At 74.7% G+C, this 17,329-nt stretch carries 15 protein-coding genes; 9 read left to right on the forward strand and 6 right to left on the reverse strand.

The genetic code is table 11. The features are described 5' to 3' along the window. Window positions 1–84 precede the first annotated feature (84 nt). From ACH4T9_RS03965 to ACH4T9_RS03990, 6 genes are all read left to right on the forward strand, one after another. On the forward strand, window positions 85–1,386 hold the full coding sequence (locus ACH4T9_RS03965) for a hypothetical protein (protein WP_396669669.1): 1,302 nt from the start codon (window positions 85–87) through the stop codon (window positions 1,384–1,386). 157 nt (window positions 1,387–1,543) lie between these two features. Next, window positions 1,544–2,689 carry a glycosyltransferase gene (locus ACH4T9_RS03970; protein ID WP_396669670.1) on the forward strand — a complete coding sequence of 382 codons (1,146 nt, stop codon included), beginning with the start codon at window positions 1,544–1,546 and terminating at the stop codon, window positions 2,687–2,689. Then, on the forward strand, window positions 2,676–3,791 hold the full coding sequence (locus ACH4T9_RS03975) for a glycosyltransferase (protein WP_396669671.1): 1,116 nt from the start codon (window positions 2,676–2,678) through the stop codon (window positions 3,789–3,791). The genes ACH4T9_RS03970 and ACH4T9_RS03975 overlap by 14 nt, the downstream gene beginning before the upstream one ends. Before the next feature lie 5 nt (window positions 3,792–3,796). After that, the gene (locus ACH4T9_RS03980) at window positions 3,797–4,969 is read left to right on the forward strand and encodes a glycosyltransferase family 4 protein (protein ID WP_396669672.1); all 1,173 of its coding nucleotides are present in this window, start codon (window positions 3,797–3,799) and stop codon (window positions 4,967–4,969) included. Further along, window positions 4,966–6,576 carry a hypothetical protein gene (locus ACH4T9_RS03985; RefSeq protein WP_396669673.1) on the forward strand — a complete coding sequence of 537 codons (1,611 nt, stop codon included), beginning with the start codon at window positions 4,966–4,968 and terminating at the stop codon, window positions 6,574–6,576. Before ACH4T9_RS03980 ends, ACH4T9_RS03985 begins: the two co-directional genes overlap by 4 nt. A 3-nt stretch (window positions 6,577–6,579) precedes the next feature. After that, on the forward strand, window positions 6,580–7,815 hold the full coding sequence (locus ACH4T9_RS03990; RefSeq protein WP_396669674.1) for a hypothetical protein: 1,236 nt from the start codon (window positions 6,580–6,582) through the stop codon (window positions 7,813–7,815). Between the two features lie 67 nt (window positions 7,816–7,882). Here ACH4T9_RS03990 and ACH4T9_RS03995 read toward each other — a convergent pair whose 3' ends face one another. From ACH4T9_RS03995 to ACH4T9_RS04005, 3 genes are all read right to left on the reverse strand, one after another. Next, window positions 7,883–9,268, reverse strand: a complete 1,386-nt coding sequence (locus ACH4T9_RS03995; protein ID WP_396669675.1) for a glycosyl hydrolase family 28-related protein — start codon at window positions 9,266–9,268, stop codon at window positions 7,883–7,885. A gap of 96 nt (window positions 9,269–9,364) precedes the next feature. Then, window positions 9,365–10,918 (reverse strand): sugar transferase, encoded by a 1,554-nt coding sequence (locus tag ACH4T9_RS04000; RefSeq protein WP_396669676.1) that lies wholly within the window; start codon window positions 10,916–10,918, stop codon window positions 9,365–9,367. Window positions 10,919–11,030: 112 nt separating this feature from the next. Then, on the reverse strand, window positions 11,031–12,110 hold the full coding sequence (locus ACH4T9_RS04005) for an LCP family protein (RefSeq protein WP_396669677.1): 1,080 nt from the start codon (window positions 12,108–12,110) through the stop codon (window positions 11,031–11,033). A 144-nt stretch (window positions 12,111–12,254) separates the two neighbouring features. Here ACH4T9_RS04005 and ACH4T9_RS04010 point away from each other — a divergent pair, with 144 nt between their 5' ends. Both ACH4T9_RS04010 and ACH4T9_RS04015 read left to right on the forward strand, forming a co-directional pair. Next, complete coding sequence (locus ACH4T9_RS04010) at window positions 12,255–13,088, forward strand: class I SAM-dependent methyltransferase (protein ID WP_396669678.1); 834 nt, start codon at window positions 12,255–12,257, stop codon at window positions 13,086–13,088. Next, complete coding sequence (locus ACH4T9_RS04015; protein ID WP_396669679.1) at window positions 13,085–13,900, forward strand: MOSC domain-containing protein; 816 nt, start codon at window positions 13,085–13,087, stop codon at window positions 13,898–13,900. The genes ACH4T9_RS04010 and ACH4T9_RS04015 overlap by 4 nt, the downstream gene beginning before the upstream one ends. 46 nt (window positions 13,901–13,946) lie before the next feature. On the opposite strand, the gene ACH4T9_RS04020 is transcribed toward ACH4T9_RS04015, so the two are convergent. Then, on the reverse strand, window positions 13,947–15,050 hold the full coding sequence (locus tag ACH4T9_RS04020) for a winged helix DNA-binding domain-containing protein (protein WP_396669680.1): 1,104 nt from the start codon (window positions 15,048–15,050) through the stop codon (window positions 13,947–13,949). A 67-nt stretch (window positions 15,051–15,117) separates the two neighbouring features. Beyond that, complete coding sequence (locus ACH4T9_RS04025; RefSeq protein WP_396669681.1) at window positions 15,118–15,543, reverse strand: VOC family protein; 426 nt, start codon at window positions 15,541–15,543, stop codon at window positions 15,118–15,120. A gap of 133 nt (window positions 15,544–15,676) precedes the next feature. Between ACH4T9_RS04025 and ACH4T9_RS04030 the strand changes: the two genes are divergently transcribed. Further along, window positions 15,677–16,690, forward strand: coding sequence for a helix-turn-helix transcriptional regulator (locus ACH4T9_RS04030; RefSeq protein WP_396669682.1), 1,014 nt, complete (start codon window positions 15,677–15,679; stop codon window positions 16,688–16,690). A gap of 35 nt (window positions 16,691–16,725) precedes the next feature. On the opposite strand, the gene ACH4T9_RS04035 is transcribed toward ACH4T9_RS04030, so the two are convergent. After that, on the reverse strand, window positions 16,726–17,277 hold the full coding sequence (locus ACH4T9_RS04035) for a GNAT family N-acetyltransferase (protein ID WP_396669683.1): 552 nt from the start codon (window positions 17,275–17,277) through the stop codon (window positions 16,726–16,728). Window positions 17,278–17,329: the final 52 nt, after the last annotated feature.

The raw sequence follows: 17,329 nt of genomic DNA on the forward strand, positions 1-17,329 counted from the left end.
AACTTTCAGAGGCAACCCGTGAGCACCGTCGTTGTCGCGCCGTCTCTGTACTATCCGCACGGCGGGTGAGCAGAGGAGTGGGGCATGCAGCCGGAGGGTCCGTACAGGTTCACCGAGGCGGTGGGGGATTGCCAGGTCGGCCGGGCATGGTCCGCCATGGACGGTCAGGGGCGGCCGGCGCTCGTGGTGGTGCTGGACGGCGTCGCGGCGGCGGACCAGCGCTGGCGGGCAGCCTTCGCGAACGTGGCGAACACGCTCGCCCAGACGGCCGGCGGCCACCGCTACCTCGCCGCCGACTTCTCCGCCGCCCATCCCTGGGTGGCGTACCCGCCGGAGGAGGCCGGCGCGCCGCAGCGGCTGTTCCAGACCCTCGGCATGGACTACCGGCCCGTGGCGGGCGGGTCGACGCAGCCCCCGCCGGCCCAGCCGATCCCGGCCCAACCGATCCAGGCCCAACCGATCCAGGCCCAACCGATCCAGGCCCAACCGATCTCGGCCCAACCGATCTCGGCCCAGCCGCAGCCGGTCGCGGTGGCGGCACAGCCCACGTCGGCACCGCCCCAGCCGGTGTCGGTGCCCCCGCAGCCGACGTCGGGCCCGCCCCAACCGCCGTGGGTGCCCCAGCCGTGGGCGGTGACGCCCCAGCCGGTCTCCGGAGCGCCTCTCTCGCCGGCCGCCGAGCCGACGCCCGGCAGCTCCCCGCCGTACGACAGGTTCTCCGCGCCCGGCCGGCGGATCGCGCCGGCGCAGCCGCCCCGGCGCAGCCGCACCGGCCTCTGGATCGCCGTGGTGGTGCTGGCGGCGGTCGTCGCCGGCGGTGCCGGGGTGTTCGTCGGCACCACCCTCGGTGACGACGGGGCCGCTCCCGGCCCGGCCCCCTCGGCCAGCCCCACCGTGGCGCCGTTCGAGGCGAACCAGTTCTCCCTCAACAAGCCCAAGTTCGAGGGCGACCTCGCACCGCTGGCCGAGCCGTGGCTGGCCCGAATGGGCGGCTGCGCGGTCGACACCGAGGCCGGCGGGCCCAAGCGGCCGGCGGACGAGAAGCGGCACGTGTTCTGCCGCTACGGCGGGCTGTCCCTGCACTTCGGCCTCTACGAGGCCAGGTCCACCAAGGACGCGGCACGGGCCTACCGGCAGCAGCTCAACCTGGCCGGCGGGTCGCTCGCCCCCGGCCTGCGGGAGGCCACCCGCACCACCGGCGGTGTCAGCGGGGCCGCCGGCAGCTACATCGAGTACGCCTTCAAGGGCGACGACGGCCGGACGATCTGCGGGGTGTGGTGGGACCGCGACGACGGGCTCGGGGCGCTCTACCTGGAGACCCTCTGCGAGTCCGGCGTCGGCGGGAACTGGGACGCGCTGCGGGACCTGTGGCGGCGCACCAGCTGACGGTCGTCGCGCGAGTTGACAACGGCTGCGGCGGCATCATTAATGGACACGGCCGTCGGGGGACCGGTGTGACATCGCCCGTCCAGGCGGGTTCTTGGGCGCCCGGTCGGAGGTGGTGCCCCGTGTCCCTGGGGAGCATCGGGTTGGGCGACAAGTCATGACGTCGGTCGAGGACGCCGGTCCCGTGCCGGCCCCGCGCGTCGACCCGCCGCTGTTGGCCGGGCGCTCCGTCGCGCTCGTCCACGAGTGGTTCAGCGCGGCCGGCGGCTCCGAGAACGTCTTCCTCGCCATCGCCGACCTGGTCCCGCACGCCGACCGGTTCGTGCTGTGGGCCGAGTCCGACGTTCCCCGGGACCGGCTGCGACTGCGGGAGTCCTGGCTGGCCCGGACACCGCTGCGCCGCAGCAAGGCCCTCGCGCTGGCGTTCCTGCCGCTGGCCTGGCGTGCCGCCGCCCGTCCCGCCGGGTACGACGTGGTGATCTCCTCCAGCCACGCCTTCGGCCACACGGCCCGGTTCGGTCCGCCCGAGCGGACGCGGCACCTGAGCTACGTGCACTCGCCCGCCCGGTACGTCTGGAGCCCCGACTTCGACGGGCGCGGCGCGGGACGGCTGCTGAGCGGGCCACGACGGGCGTTGCAGGCGGTGGATGTCCGGCTCAGCCGGCACGTGCACGCCTACGCCGCGAACTCCCGCGAGGTCCAGGCCCGCATCCGCCGGTACTGGGGGCGCGACGCGGTGGTCATCCACCCGCCCGTAGACGTCGACTTCTTCGCCGCCCCGCCGGCCGCCCAGCGGGACCAGGCCCGCGAGTACCTGCTCGGGGTCGGGCGGTGGATCCCGTACAAGAACTTCGACCTGATGATCGCGACCGCCGCCGAGGCGGGCCTGCCGCTCGTCCTCGCGGGGGGCGGCCCGGAGGAGGCCCGCCTGCGCCGGCTGGCCGCGCGGGCGCCCGTCCCGGTGACGTTCGAGTCGCGGCCCGGCCGGGAGCGGCTCCGGGAGTTGTACTGGGGTGCCCGAGCCCTGCTCTTCCCCGCGCACGAGGACTTCGGCATCATCCCGGTCGAGGCCCAGGCGTGCGGCACCCCGGTCGTCGGGCTGCGCGCCGGTGGGCTGCTGGAGACCGTCGTGGAGGGCGAGACGGGATTCCTCGTCGCGTCGCGGGAACCGACCCGCCACGCCGCGGCCCTGCGCCGGCTCGACGGGCTCGACCCCGACCGGGCCCGCCGGCACGCGGCCGGGTTCGGGCGGGACAGCTTCGCGGCCCGGATGGCCGAATGGGTCACGCATGAGTCCGGCTGAGCGGGTCGACACGACCGTCCTCGAGTGCAGCGGCGTCGGGGACGGTGGGATCACCCGGGTGCTCACCGAGGTCGTCCGGCACTGGCCCGGCCCGCAGCGGCTCCGGGTGGTCGCCGCGCCACCCGACTGGGCAGCCCCCCCGACCGACCCGGCCGTCCAGGTCGAGGTGGTCAGCCGGCAGCCGGCCGACCGGGCCCGGGCGATCGCGTCCGCGGTCACCGCCCTGCGCGGCGTCACCGGTCGCGCCGACCGTGGTGCCGCCCCCGCGACCACGGTGCTGTCGCTGAGCCCGTCGCTCGCCGTGCGGGGCAGCCGGTTGCCCGTCACCACCGTCGTGCACGACCTCGCGTTCCGGCTCTGGCCGCACGGGCTGTCGGGCGCCGTCCGGCAGTACCGGCGGGTCAGCTACGGCACCGCGATCGGCCGGTCCGCGCGGCTGCTCTGCGTCAGCGCCCGCACCCGACACGATCTCCTCGGCCTGTACGGCGTCCGCGACGACCGCACGGCGGTCTGGCACCCGGGCAGCAGCCTCGACACCGCCCCCGGCCCGCTGCCTGCCCCGCTGGCCGCGCGGGTCGCGGGCGGGGGGCGCTACCTGGCGGTGGCCGGGCACGCCGCGCACAAGGGGGTCGAAATCGCCGTCGACGCCCTGCCCGACCTGCCCGGGTACGTGCTCGCGGTGCTCACCGGCGGGCAGCGGGTGCCGGAGTTCGAGGCCGCCGTCGCCCGCTGCGTCGCGGCGGAACGGGTGCTGTTCCTGGACCGCCTCCCCGAGGACGGGTACGCCGCCACGATCGCCGGCGCCGCCGCGTTCCTGATGCCCAGCCACTTCGAGGGCTACGGGCTGCCGGCGGCCGAGGCGCTGCGGCTCGGCACGCCGGTGGTCGTCTCCCCCGATCCGGCCCTGCACGAGGCCACCGGCGGGCGGGCGGCCCGGATGACGAGTTGGACGCCCCGCGCCCTCGTCGACGCCGTGACCGAGGCGACGACCGCGCCCCGGCCGCCGGTGGGGCGGTGCGGCCGATCCTGGCGTACCGCGACGGCACACCTCGCCGACCTGCTCTCCGGGGTGCCGACGGCCACCCGCCCGGCCGGGAGGTGACGGCCGTGCGGATCGCCATGGTGCACTCCGGCTTCGCCGTCCGGGGCGGCGCCGAGCGGTACGTCCGGGACCTGTCCCGGGCGCTCGCCGACCGTGGCCACGAGGTCCGCGTCTACAGCCGGACGCCCGACGCGGAGCACCCGGAGGACCGGCCGGTCGGCGAGCGGGTCTCGGCCCGCCTGGCCCGGCTCGCCCCCCGGCTGGCCAAGCTCTGCACCCACCTGGGCGACCTGGTCGACCCGACCGGACTGGGCCCGGACGACCTGCGCGACTTCGACCCCGACGTGGTGCACCTGCACAACTGGCAGGGGCTCGGCGTCCGGCCGGTGGCGCGGCTGTCGCGGCGGTGGCCCACCTGCCACTCCGTGCACGACCACGCCGTCCGCGACCCCAACAACGCCCTGGGCAACCTGGGCCGCTCGGCCCTCCTGGACGCGCTGCTGCGGCTGCGGTCCCGGTGGGTGCTGCGGCAGCTCAGGCGCTGCATCCTGCTGTTCCCGTCCGAACGCACCCGCCTGCGGGTCCTGGCCGGCACCGCGGGGGCGGGGCCGGCCACCCGGCTCCTGCCGCTCGCCGTGCCGCTGCCGCCCGGGCCGCGCGACTGGCCACCCGGCGACCGCCACGTCTTCCTCTACCTCGGCGCACTGGACCGGCACAAGGGCGTGGACCTGCTGCTGGATGCCTGGGCGGAGGCCGCCGACGCGGTCGGCGGCACGCTGCTCGTCGGCGGCGACGGCCCGCTGCGCGCCGAGGTCGAGCGGGCGGCCGAGCGGTCCCGTTCCGTGCGGTACCTCGGCTACCTCGACGCCGAGGGCAAGCGCGCCGCGTTCCTGCGGGCCGGCTGGCTCGTCTTCCCCAGCCAGTGCGCCGAGACGTTCGGCCTGGTCTGCGCGGAGGCGCTGACGGCGGCGCGGCCCGTCCTCGCCAGCGACATGGCCCGGCCGCCGATGGCCGAGGACGCCTCGGTCCTGGTCTTCCGCACCCGGGACGAGCTGGCCGAACTGCTGAGCCGCGCCGCCCGGATGCCCGACGACGAGTACGCGGCGATGTCCGCGTCGGCCGCCGCTGACGGGACGCGCCTCGACTGGGACCGGCACGTCGACGCCGTCGTCGAGACCTACCGGACGGTCGGCGGCCGAGCCGGTGCCGACCAGCGACCCGAGGTGACCCGCCGATGATCCCGGACCCCGGACGCCGGCCCGACGCGACGGCACCCGGAACCGCCCCGGCCCGCCGTCGGCCGCCCACCGGCTGGCTGGTCGGCGGCGTGCTGCTCCTGCTGGCCGTCGTCGGCTGCGCGCTGGCCGGCATCTCCCCGGTGGCGCCGCTCTTCCTGGCCGGCCTCGGCGTCGTCGCGGTCCGCCAGGTGCCCGCCCTGGTGTACGTGCTGATCGTGCTCAACGCCCCGCTGGGGCTGTGGATGACCGGCGTCCAGGGGCTCGTCGGCGACGCGTTCGGCGGGCGCGAGTACGTGCTCAGCGTCTCCGCCGTTGCGGTGGTCGGCGTCCTCTTCGGGCGTACCGCGTTGCTCGGCCGGTGGACCCGGACCCGGCTCCTCACCGGCGCGGCGGTGCTGCTGGTCGTGGCGGTGTGGAGCCTGATCGGCGTCGCCCACCACGGGGCGGCCCAGACCCTCGTCGGCGTCCGGCTGACCCTGGTCCCGCTGCTGCTGCTCGTGGTGCTCGCCGCGCTGACGCGGCCCCAGGTGCGGACGGTGCTCACCGCCCTGTCCTGGCTGCTCGTGGCCAACGCCGTGGCGGCGGTCGGGGAGCTGGCGGTCGGCCCGGCCCGGCTGGTGCGGTGGGGCTTCGAGGAGGACCGGGCGGTCCGCTACATCGGCGACACCTTCCGGGTGCCCGGCCTCACCGAGTTCAACGGCGAGCTGGGCATCCTGGCCGGCGCGTACCTGCTCGGCTACGTGACCCTGTGGCTGACCCGGCGCGCCCGGCGTGCCCCGTGGTCCTGGCACGCCGGAGGGTTCGCCGCCGTCGCCTGCCTGGCCCTGAGCACCAGCCGGTCGGGGGCGCTGCTGGTGGTGGCGGGGGTGCTCGCGGCCGTGTTGCTCGACCGCTCCGGCGGGGCCGCCGGGCGACGCCGCGCGCGGCTGGTGGGCCTGGGCGTGGTCGTCTGCGTGGCCGTGGGCTTCGTGGCCGTCGGCGCCACCGGCGCACGCAGCCTCTTCGAACGGTTCGACGTGTGGGCCGGGCTGCTCGGCGGCGGCCTGCCCCTCTGGGGGCTCGGGATCGGCGGGGTCGGCGCGGCCACCACCTCCCGGGTGACGGCCGGCCCGCAGGTCTTCGTCGACAACTACTTCGTCAGCGTCGGCCTCCAGTACGGTCTGTGGGCGATGATCGTCCTGGTCGCCGGCATCGGGTACGGGCTGGTGCGGCTGCGTCGGCGCACCGCCGCGCACCCGGCGTCCGTGCTGCACGTCGCGGTGCTGGCCGGCCTGGCCGCCTCGTTCCTGGTGATCGAGGCGTGGGAGTACCCGGGCGCGATGATGTGCCTGGCCGCGTTCGTGGCGTACGGCCTGCGCCTGGACGATCCGCCCTCGCCCGCCCCCTGGCCCGCAGCCTGGCCTGTCGCCTGGCTCGCCCCCGCCCCCGCCGGCGCGCCGACCGTCCACACCGCGCCGGACGCCCCCGCCCCCTCCGCCGACGCCCCCGCCGACGCCACCCCCGACGCCCCTGTCCCCGCCTCAACCCCCGACGCCCCCTCCGCCGACGCTGCCCCGACTGTCCACCCCGCGCCGGACGCGCCCGACGCCGACGCTCGGCGGGCCTGAGCCATGCGACCGCTGCTCGCCGTCGGGGCGCGGTTGCAGGGCTCGCAGCTGTCGGTGCAGGCGCTCACCCGGCTGTGCAGTGTCTACGTCTTCCTGCTGGCGTCCTCGGCGGACACCGACCGGCTGCCGGCGGTGGCGTTGCAGGGCGCGCTGCTCGCCATCCCGTACACGCTGCTGGAGGCCCTGGTCGGCCGGCCACTCTCCGCCGGCCTGGTCCCGGCGGACTGGCACGTGGAGAGCTGGGCGGGCCGCGTCGCCGCCGCGACGCTCGCGCCGGTCGCCGTGGTGGGCTACCTGTGCGCCACGGTGGCGCTGCCGGACACCGGCTCCGCCGACCGGTTGATCCTGCTCGCCCCGGTGCTCCTGCAACTGCCGCTCGAGGCGTTCTTCTGGGCCACCGCGGGCACCCGCACACCCCGACGGGCGAACCTCATCCCGCAGCTGACCGCGGTCGGGACCCTGCTCGGTGGTGCCGTGTTCGTCGCCCTCGACCTGCGGGTCGACGTCGTCGCGGTGCCCGCACAGGTCGCCGTCCTGGCCTGGGTGCTGCTGCGTCGCCCCGCCGCCGCACCTGCGGCGGTCCGCCCGGGCCTGCGGCGTGGGTTGCGGGTGGGCTCGGTGTACTGCGTCGCCGCGGCCGTCGACCTGTCGTACACCGTCACGCTGCCCTCGGTGGCCGGCGCCGTGGCGGGACCGGCCGCCGTCGTCGTCCTGAGGGCGATGGACCTGGTCTTCGGCCCGTTCCACGTCGTGCTGTCGGCCAGTGTCCGGGAGGACGTCGTCGCCGGCCGGCGCGGCCGTTGGTGGACCGGCACCCGGGCGTTGACCGTGGTGGCGCTGGTGGCGGTGTCGGCGGTGGTGCTCGCCAGCGGGCCGCTGCGGGCCCTCGTCGCGCCCGACCTGGCCACCGTCGGCGTCGGGGTGATCGCTCTGTACTGCGGATACAAGGCGCTGCTCACGGCGGCGACCTGGCTGTCCACCCGGCACATGGTCTGGGCGGCGCCGCGCCGCTATCTCGTCTCGGCCGTCGGGTCGCGGGTCGTCGCGTTCGGCGGGCTCGCGGCGTCGGCCCTCTGGGTCACCGGGGTCGCCGGCCTGGTCGGTCAGCTGCTGGTCGCCGAGGCGCTGGTGGTCTGCTGGTTCCTCGCCCGGATGCGGCCGTGGGCCGCCGAGGGGTCCGTCGCGGAGCCGGCCAGGGACCGGGACGCGGTGCCGACCGGGGGCGGCGCCGGGCCCTGACCCGGTCCCGGCCCGGCCGCCGCCGGCCTGCCGGTCCGCCCGTGGCCCTGCCGGCCCGATCCGGAGGTCAGGGCTCGGTCGCGAGCACCTGCACCGCGCCGCTGGGGAACAGCGCGCACAACTGCGTCCGGCCGCCCACGTCCCGCGCGAAGACGCGCACCGAGCCGTCGCCCGGGCGGGCGGGCTCGGCCTCGGCGCGCAGGTCGAATGCGGGACGCACCACGAGGTTCTTGTCCGGGTGCCCGAGGCCCTGGGTGATCTCGACCAGCGTCGTCGGCGCCGGCGTGCCGATCCAGCCGCGGCCGGTGCCGGGGATGGGCCGACCGTCGGCGTCCACGGCACCCGGCTGGGACAGGCTCACCCGGACGCTGGACAGCCCCCGCTCCGCGCCGAAGTCCACGGCCGCCGTGCCGCAGTTCACCACCTTGCTCTCCACCAGGCAGCCGGAGGGCTCCTCGGGCTGGATGCCGGGCACGAACTGGATCCCGATCTCCGGGTGCGGGTCGGTGTGGTTGTAACCCAGCACCAGCCCGCCGATCCACCGGATGTCGTTGCGGGAGATCCGGACGCCGACCCCGCCGTTCAGGTCGGCGTAGCAGTTGGAACAGCTGATCCCGGTGGCTGCCAGGTCGAACGAGACGTTCTGCTTGATCCCCCAGGCGTGGCAGTTGACCATGGACGTGCCCATCGAGTCGCCGGTCAGCCGGAACCCGCTCGCCCCGTTCTCGAACGTCAGGCAGTTGATGAACATCGAGTCGTGCGGGCCGTGGAAGTTGATCCCGTGCCCGTCGTTGCCGTGGGTGCGCACCGCCGACAGTCGGGCCTCCATCTGGTGCGAGGGCGCCGGCAGCGCCCCGGCCGGCCCCCACTCGCTGACGAGGCCGTCGTTGCGACAGTTGAAGACGATGACCTCGGAGATCTCGTAGCCGTAGCCGTAGACCCGCAGCCCGTACCCGGCGGAGGGGTTCTGCTCCTTGTTGCCGTCGAGGGTCAGGTCGCGCACGCTGAACAGCGTGATCCCCTGGTCGGACCGGGTGCCGGCGAGCCGGGAGAACCCGTCCGACTCAAGGATGGCCGAGTTCGCCCCGGCCCGCAGCCGCAGGATGGTCGCGTCGCCGCCCGAGCCGCGCAGGTGCACCCGGGAGCGGAGGGTCAGCCGCCCGGTGAGGTACGTCCCCGGCGGGAAGAAGACGATGCCCCCGGCCCGGCCGGCGGCGTCGATGGCCCGTTGCAGGGGCTCCGTGTCGTCGCTGCGGCCGTCGCCCCGCGCGCCGTGCTCGCGGACGTCGACCACGCCCTGACCGCCGGAGCCGTTCGACGACCAGGGGCCCAACGCGGCGACGCCCACCGCGGTCGTGCCCAGGCCGGCGGCGACGGCCCCGCCCCGCAGCAGGGCGTTCCGCCGGCTGACACCCGATGTCCCCGACACGGCGTCGAGGTTTCCGTGGGCCATCTGGTCCCCTCCCGAACCGGCCTGGTCAGCGGTGTGGACCGGCCCGGACCGATGATCCCACGGCGCCGGCGGACCCCGGACGGGCGGCACCGGCCGTCAGTGCCGGCCGCCGCGGAACACCTCCGCCACCGTACGGAGGATCACCTTGACGTCCAGCCACAGTGACCAGTTCTCGATGTAGTAGTTGTCGAAGCGCGCCCGGTCGGAGATCGGGGTGTCCCCCCGCAGGCCGCTCACCTGCGCCAGTCCGGTCAACCCGACCGGGACCCGGTGGCGCATCGCGTACTGCGGGTACTGCGCCGAGAACTGCTCCACGAAGTGTGGCCGTTCGGGGCGCGGCCCGACCACGCTCATGTCGCCCCTGAGGATGTTCCACAGTTGGGGCAGCTCGTCCAGGGACGTCCGGCGGAGGAACCGGCCGACCGGGCCGACCCGCCGGTCGTGGGCGATCGACCAGTTGGTACGTGACTCGTGCTCGTCGACCGGGCGCATGGAGCGGAACTTGACGACCCGGAAGAGCCGCCCGTGCCGGCCCACCCGCTCCTGGAGGAAGAAGATCCCGCGCCGGTCCTCCAGGTACGTGGCGAGGGCGCAGAGCAGCAGGACGGGGCTCAACGCCACCAGCGCGACCGAGGCGATCACCACGTCGGAGGCCCGCTTGACCGCCCACCTCGGACCCGAGAACGTGGTGTCGCCGACCTTGACGATCGGGATGGCCCCGATGTGGTCCGGGTTCCCGTCGTGGGTGCGGGACCCCCACAGCCGGGGCACCGCCCACAGGTCGCACCCGGAGCTGGCCGGGCGGCGGAGCAGCTCCATCAGGGCGGGCTCCGGGCAGGACGGGTCGGCGATGATCAGCACCTCGCACTCGACCAGCTCGACCATCCGCTCCAGGTCGTCCAGCGTGCCGATCACCGGCAGCCGGCCCGGCGCGTGCGCCCCCGCGGCGTCGACGCAGCCGACGAAGCGCAGGCCGTACCGCGGGTAGCGGCGCAGCATCCGGGCCAGCTCCGCGGCGACCGGCCCGCTGCCGATGACGATCGCGTTGTGCTCGACCCAGCGGCGCCTGCGGGCCATGCCGGCGAGGGACCGGGTGACCGCCCGGCTGACGATGACCAGGCCGGCGGAGACCCCCACCCCGCGCATGAAGCCGGCTGCGTCGTCCGCCGAGTCGTGCCGTATCGCCGCGATGATGGCGACGACCGCCCCGCAGGCCAACAGCCGCCCGGTGAGGCTGGGCAGCTCGTCCAGGAGGCTGGTGTGCCGGCGGGCCCGGTAGAGCCCGCCCACCGCGAAGACGGTCACCGTCAGGGCGGCCATGACCAGGGTGCCGCGCCAGAACCGAGTGGTCAGCAGCAACGGAGCCAGGAGCCCGGCCAGGTCGGCCGGCCCGGTGATCATCCACGCCCGAAGCCTCCGGGTGCGCCGCGACGCCTGCGATCCCGCGTACGGCAGCACCGCCGTGGTGTCCAGACCCGGCCGGCCCGGGGCGGTGTCCGCCGGTCGGGACGCGCCCGACCGGGCGCCCGACGGCGAGGGCTCGGCGTCGGTGCCCTCGCGGGCGACAGGCGACGCCCCGGCCGGCGGTGGCCCGCCGTCGGCGTGGGCGGCGGCCGCGACCTCCCGGCTCACCGCAGGCTGGCTGGACATGAGTGCGTGACCTCCCCCGTCACGGCCACGGCATCGACAGCGATCCGCCAGGCCGAAGGCAGGATACGGCCGGCCACCGCCGGTCGCCATACCCGGACGGGCGATCCGATCGCTACCCCCCGGCCTTGAGGATGTCCGGCACCGAGTCCCGGCGGACCGCGTCGAAGAAGGACCGGGCCCTGGCGGTGTCGGCGAACACCACGCTCTCGCTGCCGACCCGGCCGGTGCCCCGGGTCGGGCAGGTGAAGAAGCCGAGGTTGCCGCTGCGCAGGTGCCGCATCTCCGTGGCCAGGTCCACCAGGGACAGCGACTTGTCGACGGCGACCGCGTCGGCGGTGGCCCGCACGAATGCGTTGAGCCGGGCCGGGTTCGTCAGCAGCCCGCCCGAGGCCGCCTTGTCCAGGATCGCCTTGATCACCTGCTGCTGATGGCGGATGCGGGCGAAGTCGCCGTCAGGGAACGCGTAACGCTCCCGCGCGTAGTCCAGCGCGGCCGCGCCGTCGAGGGTCTGCCGGCCCTGCGCGAAGGTGCGCCGGCTGTCCGGGTTGAGGGAGTGGGTCGAGGTGAAGCCGCGCTCGATGTCGACCTCGATGCCGTCCAGCGCGTCGACGATCTCCTTGAAGCCGGCGAAGTCGACCATCGCCACGTGGTCGATCCGCACCCCGGTGAACTTCTCCACCGTCTGCACCATCAGCGGGACCCCGCCCCAGGCGTACGAGGCGTTGATCTTCGCCTCCCGGCCACCGTGCCGGCCGTTCTTCGAGCGGGGGACCGGCACCCAGGTGTCCCGGGGAATCGAGATCAACTGAGCGCTCGACCGGTCCTTCGGCAGGTGGGCCAGGATGATCGTGTCGGTCCGCGAGCCGGAACTGTTCTCCGGGTCCCGGGAGTCGCTGCCCAGGATCATGATGTTCAGCGCACCCCGGACCACGGGCTCGGGCCGGGCCTCCTCCGGCACGTCGGTGAACGCGTCGACCCGGTCGATGCCCTGCTCGACCGACCGCAGCCACAGCACGCCGGCGACCGTGCCACCCGCGCCGAGCAGCGCCACCACCAGCACGGTCACGAGCGCGATCCGCCGCCACCGGCGCCGCTTCACCGGCCGCGCGGCCGGCTCTGCACCGACACCCGCCCGCGTCGAACCGACCGGGCTATCCTCGGCCGGCTCCGCGACCTGCTGGGGACGAGACATGGCGGCGATGCTACTGAGTTCGTGTGCCGCCCACGTGCCCGGTCCGGTCCGGTGGCGCGACTGCGGGACGGGGCCGGTGACAGCCGGCGCGTGAATCGAAACTTTCATCACCCCGCCTTTTCCTGAACCTGGTACAACCCTCACGTGGACGCGACGAAGCTGCGCCGGGCCATCGCCCGCACCCGACTCGCCCCGGTCGCCGCCTTTCCCAAGCGGCTCGCCCGGGTGGCCCGGCACGACGCCAAGGTGCTGCGCGCCTCCGCCCGGTGGCTGGTCACCTCCCGGGAGCACCACAACTACACATACGAGCTGACCAAGTTGAGCCGGCAGCACCTGGCCTGGTTCGTCAGCGTCGCGTGCGACGTGCCGGTGGCCCGGGTCCGGGGCTGGTTCGCCGAGATCGAGGGCGACGAGGAACTGCGTGGGCACATCGAACGGGCCACCGCCGAGGCGTCCCGCCGGGGCCTGGCCGACCGGAATGTCCGCTACGCCCGCCGGATCGGCTGGTACGCCATGGTCCGGGCCACCCGCCCCGCGCACGTTGTGGAGACCGGCGTCGACAAGGGACTGGGCAGCTGCGTGCTGGCCGCCGCCCTGCTGCGCAACGCCGCCGAGGGGCACCCCGGTCGAGTCACCTCCCTGGACATCAACCCCGAGGCCGGTTACCTGGCCCGCACCGCGCCCTGGTCGGAGGTGGTCGACCTGGTCGTCGGCGACTCCATCGCCTCGATCGAGGCCCTCGACCGTCCTGTCGACCTCTTCCTGCACGACAGCGACCACAGCCGGGCGCACGAGAAGCGTGAGTTCGACGCCGTCGAGCCGAAGCTGGCCCCCGGCGCGCTGCTGCTCACCGACAACGTCACCACCACCAACGTTCTCGCCGAACACGCCGAACGCACCGGCCGCCGCTTCCTCGCGTACCGGGAGACGCCGGCCCGGCACTGGTACCCGGGCGACGGGATCGGGGCGGCCTGGTGAGGCTGGCGGCCGTGCACACGTACCCGGTCAAGGGCTGCCACCGGCTGGACCACGACGGCGCCCGGGTGGAACCGTGGGGCCTGGCCGGCGACCGGCGTTGGCTGGTGGTCGACGCCGACGGCCTCGGCGTCACCCAGCGGGAGGCCACCGCGCTGGTCGGGCTGCGGGCCGCTCCCCGTGACGGCGGCCTGGTGCTGCGGGCCGCCGGCCGCCCCGACCTGGACGTCGCCGAGCCGACCGGGGTGGAGCCACTGCCCGTGCGGGTGTTCCGCAACCGGCTGCTGGTCCCCGCGCTCCCCGCCGGGCCGGCCGCCGACGACTGGCTCACCGCCCTGCTCGGCCGCCCGGCCCGCCTGGTCCACCTGGCCCGGCCCACCCGGCACCTGGCACCCGGCGCCCGCGCCTACGACACCGGCGACCAGGTCAGCTTCGCCGACCAGTACCCCCTGCTGCTGGCCACCACCGGCTCCCTCGACGCGCTCAACGGCTGGCTGGCCGAGGCCGGCGAGGCGCCCGTGCCGATCAGCCGGTTCCGGCCCAACCTGGTCGTCGAGGGCGCCCCCGCCTGGGCCGAGGACGACTGGGCCGGCCGGCGGCTGCGGATCGGCTCCGCCCGGTTCCGCGCCGCCGGCACGTGCGGCCGCTGCGTGGTCACCACCACCGACCAGGAGACCGGGGTACGCGGCAAGGAGCCGCTGCGCACCCTCGGGCGGCACCGGAACATCGACGGAAAGGTCCCCTTCGGACTGCACCTCGTCCCCGACGGTCCGGGCGTGCTGCGGGTCGGCGACCCGGTGACGGTGACGGACTGACCGGCCGCGGCCGGTGACGGCCGACGTGCAGCGATCGGCCGTAGGTCTACGGCCGCCCGCGTGCGGTGTCCGACAGGAATGCCGCGAGGCGCTCGGCTTCCTCGGCGACCGCGGTGTGTTCGGCGCGGGTGAAGTCACGCAGTGGTGCGACGGTGATGGTTCCGGCGGTACCGGTCCAGGTGGCGGCCACCCGGCCGTCAACGAGGACCAGGCGCTCCCCGGCCACGGACAGGCCCCGGTGGCTGTCGTCGATGATGCGGCTACGGTCGTGGTAGCCGAGGACGACGTTGTCGAAGGCCGGTAGGAAGCGCACGGGTGCGGGCGTGTCGGGCTCGGGCCGTGGGGCGTCGGGAAGGTCGAGCAGTTCGCGGCCGCGGTGGTCGCGGAAGCTGATCAGCTCGCCGCGGACCGCCTTCACGGCGTGGGGCAGACCGGCCAGCCCGCACCAGGCGCGCAGGTCGGCGCTGGCGGCGGGGCCGAACGCCCGCAGATATCGGCGCACCAGGTCCTCGCCGACGGGGTCAGCGTGGCCGGCCGCCAGCGAGACCTCCGGCCTGGCACGGGGCGGGGCGGGACGGCCGAGCCAGGTGGACAGGGGCAGGTACAGCGCCCCGGCGGTGCTGCGCCAGGTGCCGCGCGGCGGGAGCTGGACCGTCGGCACGAGCGCGGCGACGACGGCTTCGCCCAGTACGCGAGGTGCTGGCCCCGGCCAGTGCTCGGCCAGGGCGCGTCCGACGTCGCCGAGTGAGCGGGCCCGGCCGTCGGCCATGAGCGCCTGTGCCCGGGCCGCGAGGTCATCCGGGTCGAGCCCGGTGAGCTCGCGACGGTAGGTGCCGAGGGTCCGTTGCCGGAGCAGGGTGTGGTGACGTGGCCGCCAGTTCCATGCGTCGTCGGCGGAAACGAGGTGCACGGTGCGGCGCATGAGGTGCAGCCGTACCAGGATCCGCTGCTCGATGAGCCGGCTGAGTTCTTCGGGATCGAAGCTGTTCACGCGGGACCAGAGGCCGATGAAGGGTTCCTGTGGTTCTTGGGCCTGCAGTCCGCCCAGCCGGGCGACCGTGCTGAGCACGGTCGCCCCGGTACGTTCGAGCAGGAATTGGCGTGCCAGGGTCGCTCGATTGAGCGCGCGGGCGTCGAGGCGCGTGGTCACAACTGCTCCGTCGTGGTCAGGTCGGGCGGCCCAAGGGCGCGTGCGTGTGTGTGCACCATGCGGCGGGTCAGCCGGCGTGGTGCTCGACCGCGACGTCGAGAACCCAGGTGACGCCGAAGCGGTCCTTGAGCATGCCGTAGAGCGGGGCCCAGCCAGCGGGGCCGAGGTCCTGGAAGACGGTCGCGCCTTCGGACAGGCCCTTCCAGTAGGTGGTGATCTCGTCCTCGTCCTGGCCTCGGACGGAGACGAAGACCGGCTTGTCACCGGGGCTGTAGGACTGGTTGCCGGGCACGTCGTAGGCCATCACGTGGAATCCGTTGTCGGCCTGGACCTGGCCCCACATGATCTGGTCGGCCTCGGCCGGGACCGAGACGTTGTGGGCGTCGGAGTAGGTCACCAGGGCGATCTGGCCGCCGAACACGGACTGGTAGAACTCCAGCGCCTCCCGGGCGTCGCCGCGGAAATTCAGGTGGGTGGTGGTGATGATGCCCATGGTGGCTCCTGTCGAGAGATGTCAAAGGGGGAGATGGCCGGCTTCGCCGGATCGTCGTGGCCCGGCCGGTGTGAGAGAGACTCGCAGCAGTAGGTGCCAGGGTGTGGCACCTACTGCGGGCAGAATCGAATTCATGCCGAAAACCTCCGCCCGACTGCTGGCCCTGCTGTCACTGCTGCAGGCCCGCCGGGACTGGCCCGGCACGCTGCTGGCCGAACGCCTGGACATCAGCCTGCGCACCGTGCGCCGCGACGTCGACCGGCTACGCGAACTCGGCTACCCCATCGCCGCAGTCAAGGGCCCCGACGGCGGCTACCGGCTCAGCGCCGGCACCGAACTACCCCCGCTGCTGTTCGACGACGAACAGGCAGTCGCCCTCACCATCGCCCTGCAGATCGCGGCCACCACCCCCGGCGACGGCCTCGCAGAAGCCGCCGCACGGGCACTGAACACCATCCGGCAGGTCATGCCCGCCCGGCTACGGCACCGCATCAACGCCCTGCGAGTCACCGCCGTCGAGCCGCCCACCACCCGGCCGGTCGCACCGGTCGACGGCGACGTGCTCCTGGCGATCAGCGCAGCCGTCCACGCCCACGACGTGCTGCGCTTCGACTACGGCTCCGAGGGCGCGGACAAGCCCACGCGCCGCGTCGAGCCCTACCGCGTCATCACCTGGGACGGACGCTGGTACCTCGTCGCGTGGGACCTCGACCGCGACGAGTGGCGCATCTTCCGCGTCGACCGGATCATCCCGCGCACCCCGAACGGGCCCCGGTTCACCCCACGCACGCTGCCCGGAGGAGACGTCGCCACCTACGTCATCGGCAGGTTCCGCGGCTCCGACGACGCCTCCGGTGGCTGGCCCTGCCGAGGCACGGTGATCCTCGACCTGCCCGCGGCCACCGCAGCCCTCTACACCCGCGACGGCGTCGTCGAGGAGTTCGGCCCCGACCGCTGCCGGCTCACCCTCGGATCATGGTCATGGCCCAGCCTCGCCGCCGCCGTCGCCCGGTTCGACGCCGACATCGACGTCGTCGGCCCCGACGAACTGACCGACGCCTTCGCACACCTCGCCCGCCGGTTCACCAGAGCCGCAGCCGGTTCCGGCACCGCAGCACCGGCATCCCGAGTCGAGCCGAACGGGTGAGCGGGCGAGCACCGGGCCCGGACGGGCGACGGCGATCAGGCGGTCGGGGCGGCGTCGGGGCACCCGCCGGCGGTCAGGTCGAGCCACATGAGGACCTCGTCCCGGTCGTCGCCCGGGGCGACCCGCAGCGCGCCCGGCAGCCGGCCCACCTCCCGGTAGCCGAGCCGCGCGTAGAACCGTTCCAGCCCCAGCCCACCCCGCACCGTGATGTGCAGCGCCTCCCGGCCCAGACTGCGGCCGAGCCGCTCCGCCTCGCGCATCAGCGCCAGCCCGTGTCCCCGGCCCTGGGTGTCGGGGTGCACCATCACCCGCTTCAGGGTGCACCAGTGCGCCTTGAGGTGGAACCGGTTGTCGGCGAAGATCAGCACGGCCACGGCACGCGCGCCGTCGTACCCGACGAGCAGCCGGTCCGGGCCGTCGGCGAGGTCGGCGAAGGCGGCCTCGGCGACGGGACGGACGTCGGCGGCGGTGACCGGCGCCACGAAGCCGACGGCGCCGCCGGCGTTGGTGACGTCGACCCAGAGGCGGACGATCTGCTCGCGCAGTTCGGGGGTCAGCTCGGGGTCGAGGACGAAGCGCAGACTCACGCTGCCATCCTGGCCCAGCCTTGAGCAGGGCCACTACGTGTCGTGACGAGCG

Source organism: Micromonospora sp. NPDC020750, assembly GCF_044334565.1.
GTDB lineage: Bacteria > Actinomycetota > Actinomycetes > Mycobacteriales > Micromonosporaceae > Micromonospora.

What these genes read in the sequence shown, in the direction of transcription:
- ACH4T9_RS03965 (WP_396669669.1), top strand. Translation starts at nt 85, where the DNA reads ATGCAGCCGGAGGGTCCGTACAGGTTCACCGAGGCGGTGGGGGATTGC.
- ACH4T9_RS03970 (WP_396669670.1), top strand. Translation starts at nt 1,544, where the DNA reads ATGACGTCGGTCGAGGACGCCGGTCCCGTGCCGGCCCCGCGCGTCGAC.
- ACH4T9_RS03975 (WP_396669671.1), top strand. Translation starts at nt 2,676, where the DNA reads ATGAGTCCGGCTGAGCGGGTCGACACGACCGTCCTCGAGTGCAGCGGC.
- ACH4T9_RS03985 (WP_396669673.1), top strand. Translation starts at nt 4,966, where the DNA reads ATGATCCCGGACCCCGGACGCCGGCCCGACGCGACGGCACCCGGAACC.
- ACH4T9_RS03990 (WP_396669674.1), top strand. Translation starts at nt 6,580, where the DNA reads ATGCGACCGCTGCTCGCCGTCGGGGCGCGGTTGCAGGGCTCGCAGCTG.
- ACH4T9_RS03995 (WP_396669675.1), bottom strand. Translation starts at nt 9,268, where the DNA reads ATGGCCCACGGAAACCTCGACGCCGTGTCGGGGACATCGGGTGTCAGC.
- ACH4T9_RS04000 (WP_396669676.1), bottom strand. Translation starts at nt 10,918, where the DNA reads ATGTCCAGCCAGCCTGCGGTGAGCCGGGAGGTCGCGGCCGCCGCCCAC.
- ACH4T9_RS04005 (WP_396669677.1), bottom strand. Translation starts at nt 12,110, where the DNA reads ATGTCTCGTCCCCAGCAGGTCGCGGAGCCGGCCGAGGATAGCCCGGTC.
- ACH4T9_RS04025 (WP_396669681.1), bottom strand. Translation starts at nt 15,543, where the DNA reads ATGGGCATCATCACCACCACCCACCTGAATTTCCGCGGCGACGCCCGG.
- ACH4T9_RS04030 (WP_396669682.1), top strand. Translation starts at nt 15,677, where the DNA reads ATGCCGAAAACCTCCGCCCGACTGCTGGCCCTGCTGTCACTGCTGCAG.